The sequence below is a fragment of the Cupriavidus sp. LA-1 genome (assembly GCF_055385985.1).
The window spans coordinates 2394977-2412578 of record NZ_AP031387.1 but is presented as its reverse complement, the minus strand read 5'-3'; the positions used below and the strand labels follow the sequence as shown (position 1 = coordinate 2412578).

Below are 17602 nucleotides of genomic sequence, written 5' to 3'. Positions count from 1 at the left end.
GGGCTCAGGCCGCGAGCGTCTCGCGCACGAAGTCGGTGATGGTGGCCTGGGGCTGCGCCAGCAGGGCCTGGCCGGCGAGGCGGTTCCAGTACGCCTCGGCGCCATCCGCCATGCGCCATTCGTGCAGGCGCCGGGTGTAGAGGTGCAGGTCGTATTCCTCGGTCACGCCGATGGCGCCGTGCAGGGCGTGCGCGGTGGCTGCGACCAGTGGCACCGCCATGCTGGTGCGGGCCTTGGCGATTGCCACCGGCATGCGGGCGGGAAGGGGGCCGTCGCCGGCAAAGGCGAGCTCCGCCGCGATGCCCGCCGCCGCCACATGCTGCGCCATCACGCTGAGCTGGTGCTGCACGGCCTGGAACTTGCCGATCGACTTGCCGAACTGGGAGCGGTCGTTGCAGTACTGCAGCGTCATGTCGAACACGCGTCCCATGGCGCCGGCCATGGCGGCGGCGTGGATGGCGGCGCTGAAGTCGCGCACGCGCTCGCCATGGTCGCCGGCCGGACCCGGCAGGTCGCCCGCGGCCCAGACCAGCGTGGCCGCCAGGCTGCCATGCACGCCGGACGGCTGGCGCGATGCCTGCGACGCATCGAGCAGCAGCATGCCGCCTTCCACGTTGGCCAGCACCCAGTCCGCGATCGCGCCAAAGGGCAGCAGCGGTGCGGTGATGGTGCCGTCGGCGCCGCGCAAGCATTGGCCGGCCAGCGTGATCATGCCGGCGGGTGCCGCCTTGCCCGTGGGCGCCAGCAGCGCGCGGGCAGCGATGGCCTGGGCCGCCGGCAGCGGCAGCGCGTGGCTGCCGAAGAGGGTGCAGACCGGTCCGATCGCCGGCAGCGGCAGGGCCGCGCCGCCCGCGGATTCCGGCGCCATCAGCTCCAGGAAGCCGGCATCGGCCAGTGTTGCCCACAGCGGCGCGGGTGAGGCACCGCCCTCGATGGCGCGCAGCGCGGCCGGGGTGGCGTGGTCACGCAGGATGTCTTCGATGGCTTCGGTAAACATGTGGTCCCTCTGTAGGTCTGGTTGGCTCAGCGCAGCCCGAGGCCGCGGGCAATCATGCCGCGCAGCACTTCGCGCGTGCCCCCGCGCAGCGAGAACGTGGGTGAGATCTGGCTCAGGAAGGCCACCGTGCGGTACAGCTCGGGGTCCGGCGCGGCGCCGGGGTCGGCGCTGATCACGGCTTCGAGCAGGGCGGGAATGGACTGCTCGAACTCCGTGCCCAGGTCCTTGACCAGCGCCGCTTCCACCACCGGGCTTTCGCCGCGCGCCAGGCGCGCGGTCACGGCCACCGACAGGCTGCGCAGCGTGGCCAGCTGGGTCACGAAGCTGCCGAGTAATGTGGCATTGGCGGCATCGGCGTCCGAGGGCTTGCCTGCGCGCAGCGCCTGCACCCAGCGATCCACCAGCACAATGCTGGAATAGAGCCGCTCCGGGCCGCTGCGCTCGAACGCCAGTTCCGCCGTGACCTGCTCCCAGCCGCTGCCTTCCTCGCCGACCAGCGCGTCCTCGCCCAGGAACACATCGTCGAAGGTGACCTCCGAGAAATGCGCGTCGCCGGTCAGGTCGACGATCGGGCGCACCGTGACGCCGGGCGCGGCCAGGTCGATGATGAACTGTGACAGCCCCTTCTGTCGCTCTTCCGGCGCGCCGGAAGAGCGCACCAGCGCGATCATGTAGTGGCAATGGTGCGCGTTGGTGGTCCAGATCTTGCGCCCGCTCAGGCGCCAGCCGCCAGCGCAACGCGTGGCGCGGGTGCGCACGCTGGCCAGGTCCGAGCCGGCGTTGGGCTCGCTCATGCCGATGCAGAAGAAGGCGCTGCCGTTGCAGATGCGCGGCAGGTAGAAGTCCTTCTGCGCCGGCGTGCCGTACTTCAGGAACAGCGGGCCGCTCTGGCGGTCGGCGACCCAGTGCGCGGCTACCGGGGCGCCGGCGGCCAGCAGCTCTTCCACCAGCACGAAGCGATGGAATGCATCCATGCCGGCGCCGCCATAGCTGGCCGGCAGCGTCACGCCGACCCAGCCGCGTTGCGCCAGCCGGCGGCTGAAACCGGCATCGAAACCCATCCACGAGCGCGCGCGGATATTGGCACTGGCGGCTGGCAGGTGCTCGGCCAGGAAGTGCCTGATTTCGGCGCGCAAGGCCTCCGCCGCGGGCGGCAGCGCGGTCAGGCGGAAGGTGTCCAGCAATTGGCTCACGTCGTACTCCTTGGTGGCGGCAGGCATTGCCGCCACGGTCATTGGGCTTTCCAGTAGCGGTCGCGCAGGGCCTGCTTGTACAGCTTGCCGGTGGGCAGGCGCGGCATGGCGTCGGTAAAGTCGATCGAGCGCGGCACCATGTAGCGCGCCACCTTGCCGCGCAGGTATTCGAGCAGGGTCTCGGCCAGCTCCGGAGATGGCGTGATACCGGTGGCCGGTTCGACGATGGCCTTGACCTCTTCGCCCATCTCCGGGTTGGGCACGCCGATCACGGCAGCGTCGCCGACACTGGGATGGACCACCAGCGCATCCTCGATCGCCTGCGGGTAGATGTTGACGCCGCCCGAGATGATCATGAACGCCTTGCGGTCGGTCAGGTACAGGTAGCCGTCTTCATCGAGCCGGCCGATGTCGCCCACCGAGGTCCAGGTGGGATGGCGCGGGTGCTGCGCGGCGCGGGTCTTGTCCGGATCGTTGTGGTAGTGGAACGGCAGGGCCTCGCGCTCGAAGTACACCAGTCCGCTTTCGCCGCAGGGCAGTTCGTTGCCGTCGTCGTCGCAGATATGCAGCACGCCCACCAGCGCCTTGCCGACCGAGCCCGGGTGCGCCAGCCATTCCGCCGTGTCCAGCGTGGCCACGCCGTTGCCTTCGGTGGCGGCGTAGTACTCGTGCACGATCGGCCCCCACCAGGCGATCATCTCGCGCTTGATTTCCTGCGGGCAGGGCGCGGCCGCGTGGATCGCCACGCGGTGGCTGGACAGGTCGAAGGCCGCGCGCTGCGCCGGCTCCAGCTTGAGCATGCGGATAAACATGGTCGGTACCCACTGGCTGTGGGTGACGCGGTAGCGCTCGATCATGCGCAGCGCCTCAACCGCGTCGAACTTCTCCATGAAGACCACGGTGCCGCCACCGAACTGGGTCTCCAGCCCGTAGCCGAGCGGTGCAGTGTGGTACAGCGGCGCGGGCGACAGGTAGATGGTGCCGGCATCGAAGCCATAGCGAACGAACTGCGCCCGGCGCGGCGAGCCCGAGCCTTCGGTCACATAGCCCTGCGGCTGCGCGCGCACGATGCCCTTGGGCCGGCCGGTGGTGCCCGAACTGTAGATCATGGTCGCGCCCATCCATTCCTCGGCCAGGCGCTCGGCCGGGTGCGCGGCGATGGCCGCTTCGTAGCTGTCCCAGCCGGGCATGGTGCCGTCCACCATCAGCCGGCTGCGGCAGCTTGGCATCAGGTCCGTCAACTGGGCGGCCAGTTCGCGCATCGCGTGGGAGGTCACCACCACCTGTGCCTGGCTGTCCTCGATCAGGTAGGCGGCCTCGGGGGCGGTCAGGAAGCGGTTGACCGGGGTGATCAGCAAGCCGGAACGCAGTGCGGCCCAGCACAGCTCGAAGCAGCGCATATTGTTCTCGAGCACCATCGCGATATGGTCGCCGCGACGCAGGCCAAGCGCGTACAGGTACCGGGCAAAGCGGTTCGAGCGCTGGTCCAGCTCGCCGTAGCTCAGGACCTCGCCGGTGGTGCCGTTGATGGCGGCGGGCTTCTCAGGGTTCAGGGCGGCGTGATCGCCCAGGTACTTGGGGGTCATGGTGCGGGTCCGTGGATGCGGTGCTCAGTGCGGTGCTCAGGCGGCAGGAATCTCGCCCGACGTGCCGGCATTGGGCGCGGCCTGGCGGACCAGCGCGGGAATCTGCCGACCCAGTTCGGCGGCGTCCCAGCGGCCGGCCTTCTCGATGCGCGGGCCGGCGTGCCAGCCTTCGGCCACCGTGATGCGCCCGCCGCGCACGCCGAACACGCGCCCGGTGACGTCGCCGGATTCGACACTCCCCAGCCACGCCACCAGCGGCGCCACGTTGCCGGCATCGAGCGGGTCGAAGCCCGGCGCGGCGCCGGCGGTGAACTCGGCGCCGCGCTTGGCGAAGATGTCTTCGGTGAGGCGGCTCATCGCCGTCGGGTAGATCGCGTTGACGGTGACGCCGTAGCGGTCCAGCTCGCGCGCGGCGATCACCGACATCGCGGCGATGCCGGCCTTGGCCGCGCCGTAGTTGGACTGGCCAGCGTTGCAGTACAGGCCCGACGACGAGCTGGTGTTGATCAGGCGCGCGGCGCGCTGGCGCCCGGCCTTCGATTGCTCGCGCCAGTAGGCGGCGGCGTGCCGCGACGGCGCGAAGGTGCCGCGCATATGTACTCGGATCACTGCATCCCAGTCTTCCTCGGTCATGTTGACCAGGGTGCGGTCGCGCAGGATGCCGGCATTGTTGACCAGCACGTCGAGGCTGCCAAAGGTGTCGATGGCGGCGCGGATCATGCGCTCGGCACCGGCCCAGTCGGCCACGTCGTCGAAGTTGGCGATGGCCTCGCCGCCGGCGGCGCGGATCTCGGCCACCACTTTCTGGGCCGGGCCGCTCGCGGCACCGCCGCCTTCGCCGCGCCCGCCGAGATCGTTGACGACCACCTTCGCACCCTGGCGGGCGAACTCCAGCGCATATTCGCGCCCGATGCCGCGGCCGGCGCCGGTGATGACGACCACGCGGTCCTTGCAAAGCTGTGACATGGTGAATCCTGTTCCTTGGGGTTGTGCAGGGTGATGCTTCAGCGTGCGCTGACGTCGTAGGTCTTGACCAGTTGCCCGTAGCGCCCCCGCTCCGAGGCGATCATGGCGCCCATCTGCTTGCCCGGCTCGGCCAGCACTTCGGCATAGGCGGTGCGCGCGGCGAAACTGCGGAATACCGGCGTGCCGAGCGCCTTCAGCAGCGAAGCTTCAAGCTTCTGCGCGATCGGCTCGGGGGTCTTGCTGCTGACGCCAAAGCCGATCCACACCGACAGCTCATAGTCGGCCACGCCGCTTTCGCGCACGGTCGGAACGTCGGGCAGTTCGGGATGGCGCGCGCGGGTGGTCACGGCCAGCGGGCGCAGCTTGCCGGCGCGCAGCAGCGGCAGGGCGCCGCCGACATCCAGCAGGGCCAGGTCCACCGCGCCGCCCATCAGGTCGGTCTGCACCTGCACCGCGCCTTTGTAGGGGATGTGGTTCAGGTCGATGCCTGCCATCTGCTGCAGCTGCAGGCCGCCCAGCCGATAGTGGTAGCTGTAGCTGGCCAGGCTGACCGTATGCGGCGTCCTGCGCGCGGCACTGAGCACGTCGGCAAAGCTCTTGTAGGGAGAGTTGGCGCCCGTGACCAGTACCGCCGAAGCGCGGATCGCTGCGGCCAGCGGGCGGATGTTGCGCGGGTCGTAGGGCAGCTTGTCGTTGACCAGCGGGTTGATGACCATGGCGCTGGGCGAGATCATCAGGATGCTGTAGCCGTCGGCCGGGGCGTTGAGCAGGCTCTGCACGGCAATGATGGCGTCGGCGCCCGGGCGGTTCTCGACCACGGCCGCCTGGCCCAGGTCCTTGCCCACCAGCTCGGCGACAAAGCGGGTGACGGTGTCCGAACCGCTGCCCTGTGTCAGGGGCACGATAAAGCGCAGCGGATGCGAAGGGAAGTTGTCGGCGGCACTTGCCGGCAGCGCCGGCAGCAGCATCACGCAGGCCAGGCCCAGGCCCGGCAGGCGGTAAAGCGGCGATTGTTTCATGGCAGTCTCCTTGCGGGGCACTGCCGGCAGCACGATGCCGCCGGCGCGCCGCGTCTTTGCTCTGCTTCGGTCCGTGGTTCAGTACTGGCCGTACAGCGTCACCACGCAGGCGCCGCCGAGGCCAAGGTTGTGCTGCAGCGCCAGCTTCGCGCCTGCCACCTGCCGATGCTCGGCGGTGCCGCGCAGCTGGTGCGTCAGCTCGTAGCACTGGGCCAGGCCCGTAGCGCCCAGCGGATGCCCCTTGGACAGCAGGCCGCCCGACGGGTTGACCACCACCTTGCCGCCGTAGGTGTTGTCTCCGTCCATCACGAACTTCTCGGCGCCGCCTTCGGGGCAGAAGCCCAGGGCTTCGTAAGAGATCACCTCGTTGTGCGCGAAGCAGTCATGCAGCTCGCACACATCGACGTCTTCGGGGCCGATGCCGGCCTGCTCGTAGACCTTGTTGGCCGCCGCGCGCGTCATGTGAGTGCCGACATAGTTCAGCATCGACGGCGGGTCGAACGAGGCCGGCGGATCGGTGGTGAGCGCCTGCGCCACGATCTGCACGCCGGTGCGCAGGCCGTGCTGGCGGGCAAAACGCTCCGACACCAGGATCGCCGCGGCGCCGCCACAGGTGGGCGGACAGGCCATCAGGCGCGTCATCACGCCCGGCAGCAGCTCGACGTCGTTCATCACGTCTTCGGTGGTGACGACCTTGCGGAACAGCGCCAGCGGGTTGTTGGCGGCGTGGCGGCTGGCCTTGGCGCGCACCGCGGCAAAGGTTTCCATGCTGGTGCCGTAGCGTTGCATATGCTCGCGGCCGGCCCCGCCGAAGGTGCGCAGCGCCTGCGGCAGGTGCGCCATGTCGGCGGTCAGGCCGTGCATGATCGGCTGGAAGCGGGCGCGGGTGACGGGGCGGTCATCCCAGTGCGACTTGAGCGCGCCGGCCTGCATCTGCTCGAAGCCCAGCGCCAGCACGCAGTCGGCATCGCCGGTCTCGATCGCCTTGCGCGCCAGATAGAGCGCGGTCGAGCCGGTCGAGCAGTTGTTGTTGACGTTGATGATGGGGATGCCGGTCATGCCGACTTCATACAGCGCGGTCTGGCCGCAGGTGGAGTCGCCGTAGACATAGCCGGCAAACGCCTGCTGCACCTGCTCGTAGCCGATGCCGGCATCCGCCAGCGCGCGGCGCGTGGCTTCCGCGCCCATTTCGGTGTAGCTCAGGCTTGCGCCGGGCTTGGCGAAGGGGATCATGCCAACGCCGGCAACCAGGGCTTTCTCGCTCATGATGGATTCCTGAAGGAAGTTTCGAAAGGGGGGCTCAGAGCTTGCGCGCGATCAGGTCGCGCAGCACTTCGCTGGTGCCACCGAAGATGCGGGTCACGCGCATGTCGGCAAAGGCGCGCGCGATCGGGTACTCGAGCATGTAGCCGTAGCCGCCGTGCAGCTGCACCATGTCGTCGATGCACTTCCACATGGTTTCGGTGGCGTACAGCTTGGCGATCGCGGCTTCCTGCAGCGTCAGCTTGCGCTCCATGTGCTTGCCGATGTAGTAGTCGACCATGGTGCGCATGGCCACGGCCTGGGCCTTGACGTCGGCCAGTTTGAACCTGGTGTTCTGGAAGTCCCACACGGTCTGGTTGAAGGCGCGGCGGTCCTTCACGTACTGCAGCGTCAGTTCCAGCTGGCGCTCCAGCTTGGCGGCGCAGTAGACGGCGATGATCAGGCGTTCCTGCGGCAGTTCTTCCATCAGGTGGATAAAGCCGCCGTTCTCGTTGCCGATCAGGTTGGCGACCGGCACGCGCACGTTGTCGAAGAACAGCTCGGCAGTGTCGGCGGCATGCTGGCCCACCTTCTCCAGCTTGCGCCCGCGGCGGAAACCTTTCCGGTCCGCTTCCACCATGATCAGGCTCACGCCCTTGGCGCCCGCTGCCGGATCGGTCTTGCAGACCGCCACGATCATGTCGGCATTCAGGCCGTTGGAGATGAAGGTCTTGCTGCCGTTGATGACGAACTCGTCGCCGTCGCGCACGGCCGTGGTACGGATCGACTTCAGGTCGGAGCCGCTGCCGGGCTCGGTCATGGCGATGGCCAGGATCTTCTCGCCGCGGCAGATCCCGGGCAGCCACTTGCGCTTCTGCGCCTCGGTGCCCAGGCGCACGATATAGGGCGCGGTGATGTCCGAGTGCACCGAGAAGCTCGGGCCGGAGATGCCGGAACGGTGGTACTCCTCGGCCAGCACGGCGGAGTGGCCGAAGTCGCCGCCGCCGCCGCCGTATTCCTCGGGCACGGTGACGCACAGCAGGCCCTCGCGGCCGGCCTTGAGCCAGGTCTCGCGGTCGACGCAGCCGGCCTGGTCCCAGGCGGCCTGGCGCGGCAGGCATTCGCGCTCGAAGAAGCGGCGCGCGGTTTCCCTGAACATCTCGTGGTCTTCGCGATAGACGTTGCGGATGATTTCCATCGATGGCTCCCGGTCTGGCTGGTGGGCGGCGGCGGTGTCGCTGCCTCGTTGGGTCCAGTGTGGCCGGGGGCGGGAGGGAAGTCCCTACACCGGTGGTGTAGGTGGGGCAGGTCAGGAGGAGGCGAGGGGGGTGGGCAGCGCGCCGGCATCGCGCAGCCGGGCCACGGCTTCGTCACGCCCGGTGACATCCAGCTTGGCGTAGACGTTGCGCAGGTGCCACTTCACCGTGTCGAGCGATACGTTAAGGATGCGGGCGATCTTCTTGTTCGGCATGGCCTGCGCCAGCAGGCCCAGCACTTCCTGCTCGCGCTCGCTGAGCGTGCCCAGGCGTGCGAGTTGCGCGGCGGGGGCCGGCGAGGCGCCGGGGCTGGCGCAAGCGCCCGCCCCGGCGGCGTCGGCCAGGCGCTGCGCGTAGAACGCCAGCACCGGGTCCAGGCTGTCGTCGCCAGCCAGCGCGGCCAGCATGGCCGGCACTTGCGGTGAGGCGTCGAGCAGGCTGCGCACCAGCCCGTGGCGGTGGCCGATGCGCAGGGCGTCGGCCAGTTGCCGGCGCGCGGCGGCCGGATCGCGGCGGCCCTGGTGGGCCAGTGCCATCAGCATGCGCAAGGTGGCCACGCGGGACCAGCGCCCGCCTGCCTCGGACAACGCGGCCAGCGGCTCCAGGCGCGCCAGCGCGCCGTCGAAGTCGTTGTGGTGCAGGCACATGCCGATGCGGGCCAGGTCGGCGTGGACCCGTACTTCCCAGGCGGTGCCGCGCACCGCGCCGGCATGCCGCGCCGCCAGCGCTTCCAGCCGCAGCAGGGCGTCGTCGGCGGCGTCGACATGGCCGTCCTCAAGCAACCGGCGCGAGCGCAGCCACAGGGCGCCAGCTACCAGACGGTCGACGCGTTGGCGCTGCCCGTAGCGCTCCAGCCGGTCCAGGCACGCCAGCGCGCCGGCGTGGTCGCCGGCATGCCAGCGAGCGCAGGACAGCGCCAGCAGCGCGCGCAGCACGGTGTCCGGGATCGAGATGCGCACCAGCACGTCGATGCGGGCATCGAGCAGGCTGGCGGCAGCCTCGACATCGTTGAGTTCGTACAGGGTCTCGCCCAGCAGCGCGGCCGCCATGCAGGCCACGCCGGCGCAGGCCGCGCCGCGCTGCCCGGCATCGGCCAGCACGTCATGCAGCACGCGCTCGGCCACCAGCACCTGGCCCTCGACCGCGTGCGTCATGCCGCCCATGCAGTGGCCCAGCAGCGTGCCGCGCGGCGCGCCGTCGCAGGGCGCGCCGTCCTCGATCACGCGCCGCGCCTGGTCGTATTCGCCGCGGTAGATATGCATCCACGACAGGATGTTGCCGCGCCCGGTCAGGGTGAAGTCGTCCGCGCCAGCGGGCACGCGCTGCAGCGTCGGCAGCAGGCTGGCGACCGCGTCGGAGTCGTCGCGCAGCAGCGCCATGCTGCCGCGCAATATCGCCAGTGCATAGTGCTCGCGCGGGCCCAGCCGCGCGGCCTGGGCCTGCATCCGCTGCAGGCTGTCCTGCAGTCCGTCGGCATCGCCGGCATACATCTGCAGGTGGGCCTGGACCAGCAGCAGGCCGAAGCGGGCCCGGATCTGCTCGGCGGGCAGTTGCCGCACCAGCGCGGCCAGCTGGCTGAGTTCGCCGCGCGCCAGCAGGCCGTGCGCGCGGCCGTGGACCATGTCGGCGGCTGCCGCGCCGTCGCCGGCGAGCACCGCGTGCCGCACTGCCTCATCCACGTCGCCATGCGCGTTGAACCATTGCCAGGCCGCTGCGTGCATCGCGGCCTGCGTGCCGGGCGGCTGCCCGCCCAGGCGACCCAGCAGCACCTCGCGCAACAGCGGGTGCAGGCGGTACCAGGCCTCGCCGTGGCTCTCGTTGCCGATCTGGGTGATAAAGAGGTCGTCGCGCGCCAGGCGCGCCAGCCGCGTGGTGATCTCGGCGGCGGCATCGGGGCGGCCCAGCAGGGTGGCGCACAGCGCGCCGCAAAAGCGGTGGCACAGTGCCATGCGGGTGAGCAGGTCGAGGTCGTCCGGCGTCAGCCGCACCAGTACCTCGCGCTCGAAATAGCTGGCAAAGGTCTGCGCGTCGCGCACCTGGACCGGGTTGTACGACCCGCCGCGCTTGCCCTTCAGGTCGATGGCAAAGAGCTGCAGGCCGGCGGCCCAGCCGTCCGTGAGTTCATGCAGCCGGCCCGCATCGCGGGCGTCGACGTGGCCCAGTTGCTCCTGCAGGAAGCGGGCGGACTCCTGTGCCGAGAAGCGCAGGTCGGGCAGCCCGAAGGTCGACAGCAGCCCCTGCGTGCGCAGCCGCGCCAGCGATACCGGCGGCGCGGTGCGCGATGCCAGCACCACATGCAGCTGCGGCGGCGCGTAGTCGAGCAGCCAGCGCAGCGCCAGCACCACGCCCGGGTCGTCCAGGTGATGGACGTCGTCGAGCATCAGCACCAGCTCGCGCCGGCGTGCGCCGATGGCCCGCACCAGCGTGATGACCCAGTGCTCCACCGCGGACTGGTGGCCGTCGCGGCCCATCAGCACCCAGGCGTCGCGCACGATGGCGGGGTCAACCATGGCCAGGCTGGCGACCAGTCCGTTGAAGAACGCCGCGACACTATTGTCTTCCGATGCGAGCGACAGCCAGGCGACGTCGAAGTCCAGCGTCAGCAGGGCCTGGCGCCACGCCGCCAGCGTGCTGGTCTTGGCGCAGCCGGCCGGCCCCTGGATCACGATGCAGCGCTGGCGCCGCGCCTCGGCCAGGCGTGCCAGCAGGGTGTCGCGCGCCATCAGCGGGCGGGCGCCGCGGGGCGGCACCAGCTTGGTCGGCGTGACCGGAAAGGCCGGCGCGGCGGACTGGCTGGCGGATGCTGCTGGCGCGGCTTCGGCCGGGGGCATGCTGGGCTCCTCCTGTCCGTGCGGCGCGGGCCGGCGGACCAATGCAATGACGGCATTGTAGGAGCGCCGTGCAGGCCGGCGGAGCCTTCCGGCGGTGGGCCACCTGATGCGGGTGGGGTGCGCTGTGCCCGACCGCATGCACGCGACCATGCGCGCGGCGTCAGCGCAGGGCCTGCCGCATATGAACGTGGCCAGCGGCGCCGGCCACGACGCCATCTACGTCGCGCGGCGAGCGCCCACCGGCATGAACTTCGTGCCGTGCAAGGACGGCATCAGGCACAACGAACTGGAAGACGCACTGCCCGAGCATATCGAGACAGGTGCCAGCGTACTGCCGCAGGCCATGCTGGCGCACGCGCCCGTGCCGGGGCTAGTTGCAGATCGTGCCTGGAACCGGCTTGCCGGAGGCGGTCAGCCCCTGGCACGCATCGCCGTGGCTCAGGCTGGTGTCCGACGCCGAGGATGGCGACAGCTTCAGCTTGCCTGCCACCGTGCAGCACCCGCGGACCGGCGGCGGCGCGGGTGTGCGCCTGGTTGCCGGCAGCGGCGCCGGCCCGCCGGCTTCCGCGGTATCTTCCGGGTCAGGAAAGACGCACTGCCCTTGCTGGCAGATCCGCTCTCCTTTGCACTGCATGTCGTACTGGCATCCGGCAGCCTGGGCGAGCGATGACCAGCCAGCGGTCATCGACGCTGCCAACAGCAAGGCGGGGAATTTCATATGCCCTCCGATCAGGGCTGAGGTGAAGACGCCGGAGACAGCCTGCGCAGCGCGCAACGCCGCCCGACATCTTCAGAATAGATCGCGGCACGGGCCGGCGAAAGGCGCTGCCACTCAGGTCTTCTACCACCCTTGCGGTGGCCTGCAATGGGCGATGGAGCGCGAGATCGGCCGCGCGCATTCCATCACTAGCGGCCCTTGCTTTTTCTGCGTCTCGGCCATGCTCCAGCGACTGGACGGCGGCGACACGGGGACCACGCCGACCGCCATGCCCCGACTGTTGACGATGGGCGTGGCCGGGCCCATGTCGCCGATGAACAGCGCCTCTTCGCTGCGGGTAAAGTGCGCAAAGCGCCTCTTTCTCGCGTGGCGGGCCGGAGGGGAGCTTGAAAAGGGGAGGTTGTCAGCCCGCCACTTGGAAGGCGGGTGGTGCGAGGGAGGGGACTCGAACCCCTACACCATTGCTGGCGTCAGGACCTAAACCTGGTGCGTCTACCAATTTCGCCACCCTCGCGGTCCTGCGGCGCTGCCCTGGCGGGCGGCCGCGATGCTCGTTGGCAGGGGCAGGACAGGAAAGCAAAAAAGGCGGCTGGAACTGCCCGCCTTTACGCTGTCCGCTGCTGGCGGCACCGGCTGCCGAAACGTGGTATCGGCATGGCTTGCGCCTGCACTGCAACGAGGCTGCGGATTGTAGCGCAAGGCGCGGGGGGAATCCAGCCCTGCCCGGCACTCCGGTGGCGGCGGCAGGCGGCCGGGATATATTGTCGGCTTTCTCGCTCCCACCCACATGCCGATGATTTCCCTCCCGACGCTGACTCCGTTGCGCTGGCGCCTGCTTTTCTGGGGCTGCGCGGCGGCGGTGCTGGTCCTGTCGCTGCTACCGCCGAGCCAGCCCCTGCCGACCACCGGCTGGGACAAGGCCAACCATATGCTGGCGTTCGCGGTGCTGGGCGTGCTGGGGCGGCGCGCCTACGCCGGGCGAGGCTGGGCCGTATGGCTGGGGCTGGTGGCGTACGGCGGCCTGATCGAGCTGCTGCAGGGGCAGACCGGCTACCGTGATGCGGACTGGCTCGACCTGCTGGCCGACTGCATCGGCCTGGCCGCGGGCATGGCGCTGGACTGGCTGGTGCGCCGCCTCAGTGCTCCTCGGCTTCGAGCGTGAACTTCGCGCCGTCGTCCTGGCCGAGCAAGTCGGCCAGCAACGGCATCGCCTCTTCCAGCGATTCCTTCAGGCGCCACGGCGGGTTGACGATGAACATGCCGCTGCCGTGCAGGCCGAGGCCACCCTCGACCGGGTGCCTGACGGTCAGGGTCACGTGCAGCCAGCTCTTGAGTGGCAGGCCCTTGAGCTGCACCGGCAACTGCACCGACTCGCGCCGCTGCACCTGCGGGTACCAGACCGCATAGACGCCGGTGGCAAAGCGCTCCAGCCCGTCGCGGAGGGTCTGCACGGTGCGGGCGTAGTCCTGCTTGTCCTCGTAGGACGGATCGACCAGCACCAGCGCGCGGCGCGGCGCCGGGGGCAGGATGGCCTTGATGCCGCTGAAGCCGTCGCCGTCATACAGCATCACGCGGCGCCCGGCGCCGCGGAAGTTGTCGCGCAGCACCTGGATCTCGGTGCTGTGCAGCTCGAACAGCCGCAGCCGGTCGTGCTCGCGCAGCATCTGCCAGGCCAGCCAGGGCGAGCCGGGATAGTGGCGCAGGTTGCCGTCCGGGTTGAGCGCGCGCACCTGGTCCAGGTACTCGTCCAGCATCGCCGGCAACTGCGTGCCGGCGGCGGCGCGCCACAGCGGCGCGATGCCGGTCTCGAACTCGGCCTTCTTCTGCGCGTAGGCATGGTCCAGCGCATAGAGGCCGGCGCCGGCATGGGTGTCGATGTACCAGAACGCCTTGTCCTTCTGCGTCAGGTGCTCGAGCAGTTGCACCACGACGGCGTGTTTGAGGACATCGGCATGGTTGCCGGCGTGGAAGGCGTGACGGTAGCTGAGCATGTGGGGCAGGGCGCCTTGTCGGCGCAAAATCAGGGGCAGGCGTGAGGTCTGCGGGAAGGCCGCTATGCTACCATCCGCCGCGGGTTGCCAACCCCGGCCCCTACCACGCCCGGCGCGTTCGCCCGGGCATTTTGCTTCCGCCGAGTTTCCTGTCCCATGCCGCGCGCACTCGAGCCCGCCGAGCCCATCCTGTCTGCCGAAGGCACCCCGTATTCGCCCCGCTACGACGACGTCTACCACAGCACCGAAGGCGGGCTGGCGCAGGCCGCCCATGTCTTCCTGGGCGGCAACGGCCTGCCGCAGGCGTGGGCCGGCCAGCGCCAGTTCGTCATTGCCGAGACCGGCTTCGGCCTGGGGCTGAATTTCCTGGCGACCTGGCAGGCGTGGCGCGACGATCCGCAGCGCTGCGGCACGCTGCATTTCGTTTCGATTGAAAAGCACCCGTTCACTCGCGAGGGGCTGGCACAACTGCACGCCGGGCTGGACGGACTGCGGCAGCCGCTGGCGCAGGCGCTGCAGGCGCAATGGCCGTTGGCGCTGCCAGGGCTGCACCGGCTGGCTTTCGACGAGGGCCGCGTGGTGCTGACGCTGGCCCTGGGCGATGTCGAACAGATGCTGCCGCGACTGGCGGCCGGGGTGGATGCCTTCTACCTGGACGGTTTCGCGCCGGCGCGCAACGCGCAGATGTGGTCGCCGCAGGTGTTCCGCGGACTGGCGCGGCTGGCCCGGCCGGGCGCCACGCTGGCCACGTTTGCGGCCGCGGGCTTTGTGCGGCGCGGGCTCAAGGAAGTCGGTTTCGAAGTCAGCAGGGCCCCCGGCTTTGGCGGCAAGTGGCACATGACCGTCGCGCGCTTCCGCCCGCAATGGAAAGCGCGCCGCCACGCACCGCCGCTGCCGGCGCAATGGGACGGGCGCCATGCCATGGTGATCGGCGCCGGCCTGGCCGGTTGCGCGGTGGCCGAGCGGCTGGCCGCGCGCGGCTGGCGCGTGACGCTGTTCGATGCCCACGACGGGCCGGCGCGGCAGACCTCGGCGCATCGCGCGGCGGCCATGCATGCGCATGTGTCGGCCGACGACAGCGTGCTGTCGCGGCTGTCGCGCGCCGGCAACCAGTACGCGCTGCGCACCTGGGCGGCGCTGGCCGAGGCCGGCCATCCCGTCGGCTGGCATGGCTGCGGCGTGCTGCAGATCGGCGAGGACGATGCCGAGGGCGAGGCCCAGCGCGCCGCGCTGGCGGCGATGGGCTTGCCTGAGGGATTCGTGCGCTGGATGAGCGCTGAAGAGGCCGCGTCGGCCCACTGTGCCGGTGTGCCGCGTGGCGGCTTGTGGTTCCCGCAAGGCGGCTGGGTGGCGCCGCCGGATATCTGCGCGGCGCAGCTCGCGCGTGCTGGCGATGCCGTGACCGCGCGTTTCGGCTGCCGGGTTGCCGGGATTGCATACGTTGACGGGCAATGGCAGGCAGTCGGGCAGGATGGTGCCGTGCTGGCATCGGCGCCGGTGCTGGTACTGGCCAGCGCGCACGAGGCGCAGCAACTGCTGCCGCAGCAGCACTGGACCATGCGGCGCGTGCGCGGGCAGCTGACCACGCTGGCGTCCGCGCAGGTCGATGCGCTCGGCGGCTGGCCGGATTGCGTGGTGACCGGTGCGGGCTACCTGCTGCCGCGTGCCGCCGATGGCACCGGCCGGGTCGGCTCCAGCTACGACGCCGACGAGGGCCCGCTGGTGGAGCAGCCGGCGGTCCACGCTGCCAACCTGGCACGCTTGTCCGGGCTGTTGCCGCGCCACGCCGATGACGTCGCCGGCATCGACCCGGCGGCCCTGTCAGGATACGTGGGTGTGCGCACCGTCACGCACAACCGGCTGCCGCTGGTCGGCCAGGTGCCCGATGAGGCCGTTGCGCTGGCGCAGGCCGCATCGCTGCGCGGTGCGCACCTGCGCGACCTGCCGCGCCTGCCTGGCCTCTACGCGGCCCTTGCATATGGGTCGCGCGGCCTCACATGGGCTGCGCTGGCCGCGGAACTGCTGGCCAGCCAGATCGAGGGCGAGCCGCTGCCGCTGGAGTCGGACCTGGCCGATGCGGTGGATCCGGCACGCCTGCTGCTGCGTGCACTGCGCCACGGGCAGGCCGGATAGCGGCGCATGGTGCGGCAGGGCGGCTCCGGGTGCGTTCCGGGCAAAAACTGCCGGAAGCGAATCGAAACCGTGCGATAATCCCCGTTTTCCGTTTGCGCGGAGCGTTCCGTTCGCCGGTGCGCCGCCCCGGCCGTCCTGTGGTGACGGCGCCGTGGCGGTAAAGCGGGCGGTACATGCGCAAGCGGTAGCACCTACGAACACAACTACATTTCTGGATTGGATCTACGACCATGTCGAACGTGATTGAGAACCTCGGCAAGCTGGACCGCAAGGTGACCCTGGCCATCCCCAAGGCCGAAGTGGAAAAGGAAAAGCAGGAGCGCCTGGTTCGCCTGTCGAAGACCGTGAAGATGTCGGGCTTCCGTCCGGGCAAGGTGCCGATGAAGATGGTCGAGAAGCAGTACGGCCAGCAGGTCGAGTTCGAAGTGCGCTTCGACAAGGCCGCGCGCAAGTTCTTCGACATCACCAAGGAACAGGACGTCAAGGTTGCCGGCCAGCCCAAGTTCGAGATCAAGAACGAGGGCGTGGGCGAAGACGAAGTGGCCTTCGACGCCACCTTCGAGGTGTACCCGGAAGTGACCATCGGCGACCTGTCGGCTGCCGAAGTCACCCGCACCGGCACTGAGATCACCGACGCCGAAGTCGACAAGACCATCGACATCCTGCGCAAGCAGCGCGTGCACTACCACGCCCGCGGCGAAGCCGGCGAGCATGGCGACGGCGGTGCCGACGTCACCGCCCAGAACGGCGACCGCGTCACGCTGGACTTCGTCGGCAAGATCGACGGTGAAGAGTTCGCCGGCGGCAAGGCCGAGGACTTCCCGTTCGTGCTGGGCGAAGGCCGCATGCTGCCCGAGTTCGAGCAGGCCGCGCTGGGCCTGAAGGTCGGCGAAAGCAAGACCTTCCCGCTGGCCTTCCCGGCCGACTACCACGGCAAGGAAGTGGCCGGCAAGACCGCCGAGTTCACGGTGACCCTGAAGAAGATCGAATGGGCCCACCTGCCGGAAGTCAATGAAGGCTTCGCCAAGTCGCTGGGCATCGCCGACGGCAGCGTCGACAAGATGCGCGCCGACATCCGCGAGAACCTCGAGCGCGAAGTGAAGCGCCGCACGCACTCCATGCTGAAGGATCAGGTCATGGACGCGCTGCTGAAGGCGAGCGAGCTGGACGTGCCCAAGGCCCTGATCGAGCAGGACCAGGAACGCCTGGTGGAAATGGCCCGCCGTGACCTGGAACAGCGTGGCATGCCCAACGCCAAGGACATGCCGATTCCGGCCGAGATGTTCGCGCAGCAGGCCGAGCGCCGCGTCAAGCTGGGCCTGATCCTGGCCGAGATCGTCAAAGCCAACGGCCTGGAAGCCAAGGCCGACCAGATCAAGGCCGAGATCGAGGACTTCGCCAAGAGCTACGAAGACCCGAAGGAAGTCATGCGCTGGTACTACGGCGACCAGCAGCGCCTGGCCGAGATGGAAGCCTACGTGCTCGAAAACAACGTGGTAAATTTCGTGTGCGACAAGGCCAAGGTCACCGACAAGAAGGTGTCCTTCGAGGAACTCACCGCCGAAGGCAACCAGCAGCAAGCCTGAGGCCGGAAGTGACCCGCAGCCCCGCGTCACGGCGTGGGGCCGGGCAACTTCCCGAGTTACCCCGGATTGCCTTGCAATCCGACG

13 protein-coding genes, 1 tRNA gene and 1 pseudogene are annotated in these 17602 nt (G+C 69.6%); 4 read left to right on the top strand and 11 right to left on the bottom strand.

What is annotated here, in order from left to right:
• Positions 1–4: 4 nt before the first annotated feature.
• The 8 genes from ACZ5MJ_RS11285 to ACZ5MJ_RS11250 form a co-directional block, all read right to left on the bottom strand.
• Positions 5–997: an acyl-CoA dehydrogenase family protein gene (locus ACZ5MJ_RS11285; RefSeq protein ID WP_464219381.1), complete on the bottom strand. Its 993-nt coding sequence runs from the start codon at positions 995–997 to the stop codon at positions 5–7.
• A 26-nt stretch (positions 998–1023) separates the two neighbouring features.
• Positions 1024–2190, bottom strand: coding sequence for an acyl-CoA dehydrogenase family protein (locus tag ACZ5MJ_RS11280; RefSeq protein WP_464223706.1), 1167 nt, complete (start codon positions 2188–2190; stop codon positions 1024–1026).
• A 38-nt stretch (positions 2191–2228) separates the two neighbouring features.
• Positions 2229–3776, bottom strand: coding sequence for an acyl-CoA synthetase (locus tag ACZ5MJ_RS11275; RefSeq protein WP_464219380.1), 1548 nt, complete (start codon positions 3774–3776; stop codon positions 2229–2231).
• Positions 3777–3812: 36 nt separating this feature from the next.
• Complete coding sequence (locus ACZ5MJ_RS11270) at positions 3813–4742, bottom strand: SDR family oxidoreductase (RefSeq protein WP_464219378.1); 930 nt, start codon at positions 4740–4742, stop codon at positions 3813–3815.
• Positions 4743–4780: 38 nt separating this feature from the next.
• Positions 4781–5761 carry a Bug family tripartite tricarboxylate transporter substrate binding protein gene (locus tag ACZ5MJ_RS11265; RefSeq protein ID WP_464219377.1) on the bottom strand — a complete coding sequence of 327 codons (981 nt, stop codon included), beginning with the start codon at positions 5759–5761 and terminating at the stop codon, positions 4781–4783.
• A 78-nt stretch (positions 5762–5839) separates the two neighbouring features.
• Positions 5840–7027 carry a lipid-transfer protein gene (locus ACZ5MJ_RS11260; RefSeq protein WP_464219376.1) on the bottom strand — a complete coding sequence of 396 codons (1188 nt, stop codon included), beginning with the start codon at positions 7025–7027 and terminating at the stop codon, positions 5840–5842.
• Positions 7028–7061: 34 nt separating this feature from the next.
• Entirely contained in the window at positions 7062–8201 is a 1140-nt protein-coding gene (locus tag ACZ5MJ_RS11255; RefSeq protein WP_464219374.1) for an acyl-CoA dehydrogenase family protein, read from the bottom strand.
• A 111-nt stretch (positions 8202–8312) separates the two neighbouring features.
• Complete coding sequence (locus ACZ5MJ_RS11250; protein WP_464219373.1) at positions 8313–11090, bottom strand: LuxR C-terminal-related transcriptional regulator; 2778 nt, start codon at positions 11088–11090, stop codon at positions 8313–8315.
• A 130-nt stretch (positions 11091–11220) separates the two neighbouring features.
• Between ACZ5MJ_RS11250 and ACZ5MJ_RS11245 the strand changes: the two are divergent.
• Positions 11221–11448: pseudogene (locus tag ACZ5MJ_RS11245) on the top strand (M20/M25/M40 family metallo-hydrolase); the annotation flags it as partial.
• A 12-nt stretch (positions 11449–11460) separates the two neighbouring features.
• Here ACZ5MJ_RS11245 and ACZ5MJ_RS11240 read toward each other — a convergent pair.
• Positions 11461–11808: a hypothetical protein gene (locus tag ACZ5MJ_RS11240; RefSeq protein ID WP_464223705.1), complete on the bottom strand. Its 348-nt coding sequence runs from the start codon at positions 11806–11808 to the stop codon at positions 11461–11463.
• A 427-nt stretch (positions 11809–12235) separates the two neighbouring features.
• Positions 12236–12322 (bottom strand) — tRNA-Leu (locus tag ACZ5MJ_RS11235).
• Between the two features lie 273 nt (positions 12323–12595).
• Between ACZ5MJ_RS11235 and ACZ5MJ_RS11230 the strand changes: the two genes are divergently transcribed.
• Positions 12596–12970, top strand: coding sequence for a VanZ family protein (locus ACZ5MJ_RS11230; RefSeq protein ID WP_464219372.1), 375 nt, complete (start codon positions 12596–12598; stop codon positions 12968–12970).
• Here ACZ5MJ_RS11230 and ACZ5MJ_RS11225 read toward each other — a convergent pair.
• Entirely contained in the window at positions 12945–13799 is an 855-nt protein-coding gene (locus tag ACZ5MJ_RS11225; RefSeq protein ID WP_464219370.1) for a 23S rRNA (adenine(2030)-N(6))-methyltransferase RlmJ, read from the bottom strand. The two genes, ACZ5MJ_RS11230 and ACZ5MJ_RS11225, sit on opposite strands and share 26 nt — an antisense overlap.
• 156 nt (positions 13800–13955) lie before the next feature.
• On the opposite strand from ACZ5MJ_RS11225, the gene mnmC reads away from it, so the two are divergent.
• The gene (gene mnmC, locus ACZ5MJ_RS11220; RefSeq protein ID WP_464219369.1) at positions 13956–15932 is read left to right on the top strand and encodes a bifunctional tRNA (5-methylaminomethyl-2-thiouridine)(34)-methyltransferase MnmC2/FAD-dependent 5-carboxymethylaminomethyl-2-thiouridine(34) oxidoreductase MnmC1; all 1977 of its coding nucleotides are present in this window, start codon (positions 13956–13958) and stop codon (positions 15930–15932) included.
• Between the two features lie 230 nt (positions 15933–16162).
• Positions 16163–17518 carry a trigger factor gene (gene tig / locus ACZ5MJ_RS11215; protein WP_464219368.1) on the top strand — a complete coding sequence of 452 codons (1356 nt, stop codon included), beginning with the start codon at positions 16163–16165 and terminating at the stop codon, positions 17516–17518.
• Positions 17519–17602: the final 84 nt, after the last annotated feature.

Coding starts and splice junctions, on each gene's coding strand:
- ACZ5MJ_RS11285 (WP_464219381.1), bottom strand. CDS start 997: ATGTTTACCGAAGCCATCGAAGACATCCTGCGTGACCACGCCACCCCG.
- ACZ5MJ_RS11250 (WP_464219373.1), bottom strand. CDS start 11,090: ATGCCCCCGGCCGAAGCCGCGCCAGCAGCATCCGCCAGCCAGTCCGCC.
- ACZ5MJ_RS11265 (WP_464219377.1), bottom strand. CDS start 5,761: ATGAAACAATCGCCGCTTTACCGCCTGCCGGGCCTGGGCCTGGCCTGC.
- ACZ5MJ_RS11255 (WP_464219374.1), bottom strand. CDS start 8,201: ATGGAAATCATCCGCAACGTCTATCGCGAAGACCACGAGATGTTCAGG.
- mnmC (WP_464219369.1), top strand. CDS start 13,956: ATGCCGCGCGCACTCGAGCCCGCCGAGCCCATCCTGTCTGCCGAAGGC.
- ACZ5MJ_RS11275 (WP_464219380.1), bottom strand. CDS start 3,776: ATGACCCCCAAGTACCTGGGCGATCACGCCGCCCTGAACCCTGAGAAG.
- ACZ5MJ_RS11240 (WP_464223705.1), bottom strand. CDS start 11,808: ATGAAATTCCCCGCCTTGCTGTTGGCAGCGTCGATGACCGCTGGCTGG.
- ACZ5MJ_RS11270 (WP_464219378.1), bottom strand. CDS start 4,742: ATGTCACAGCTTTGCAAGGACCGCGTGGTCGTCATCACCGGCGCCGGC.
- tig (WP_464219368.1), top strand. CDS start 16,163: ATGTCGAACGTGATTGAGAACCTCGGCAAGCTGGACCGCAAGGTGACC.
- ACZ5MJ_RS11225 (WP_464219370.1), bottom strand. CDS start 13,799: ATGCTCAGCTACCGTCACGCCTTCCACGCCGGCAACCATGCCGATGTC.
- ACZ5MJ_RS11260 (WP_464219376.1), bottom strand. CDS start 7,027: ATGAGCGAGAAAGCCCTGGTTGCCGGCGTTGGCATGATCCCCTTCGCC.
- ACZ5MJ_RS11230 (WP_464219372.1), top strand. CDS start 12,596: ATGCCGATGATTTCCCTCCCGACGCTGACTCCGTTGCGCTGGCGCCTG.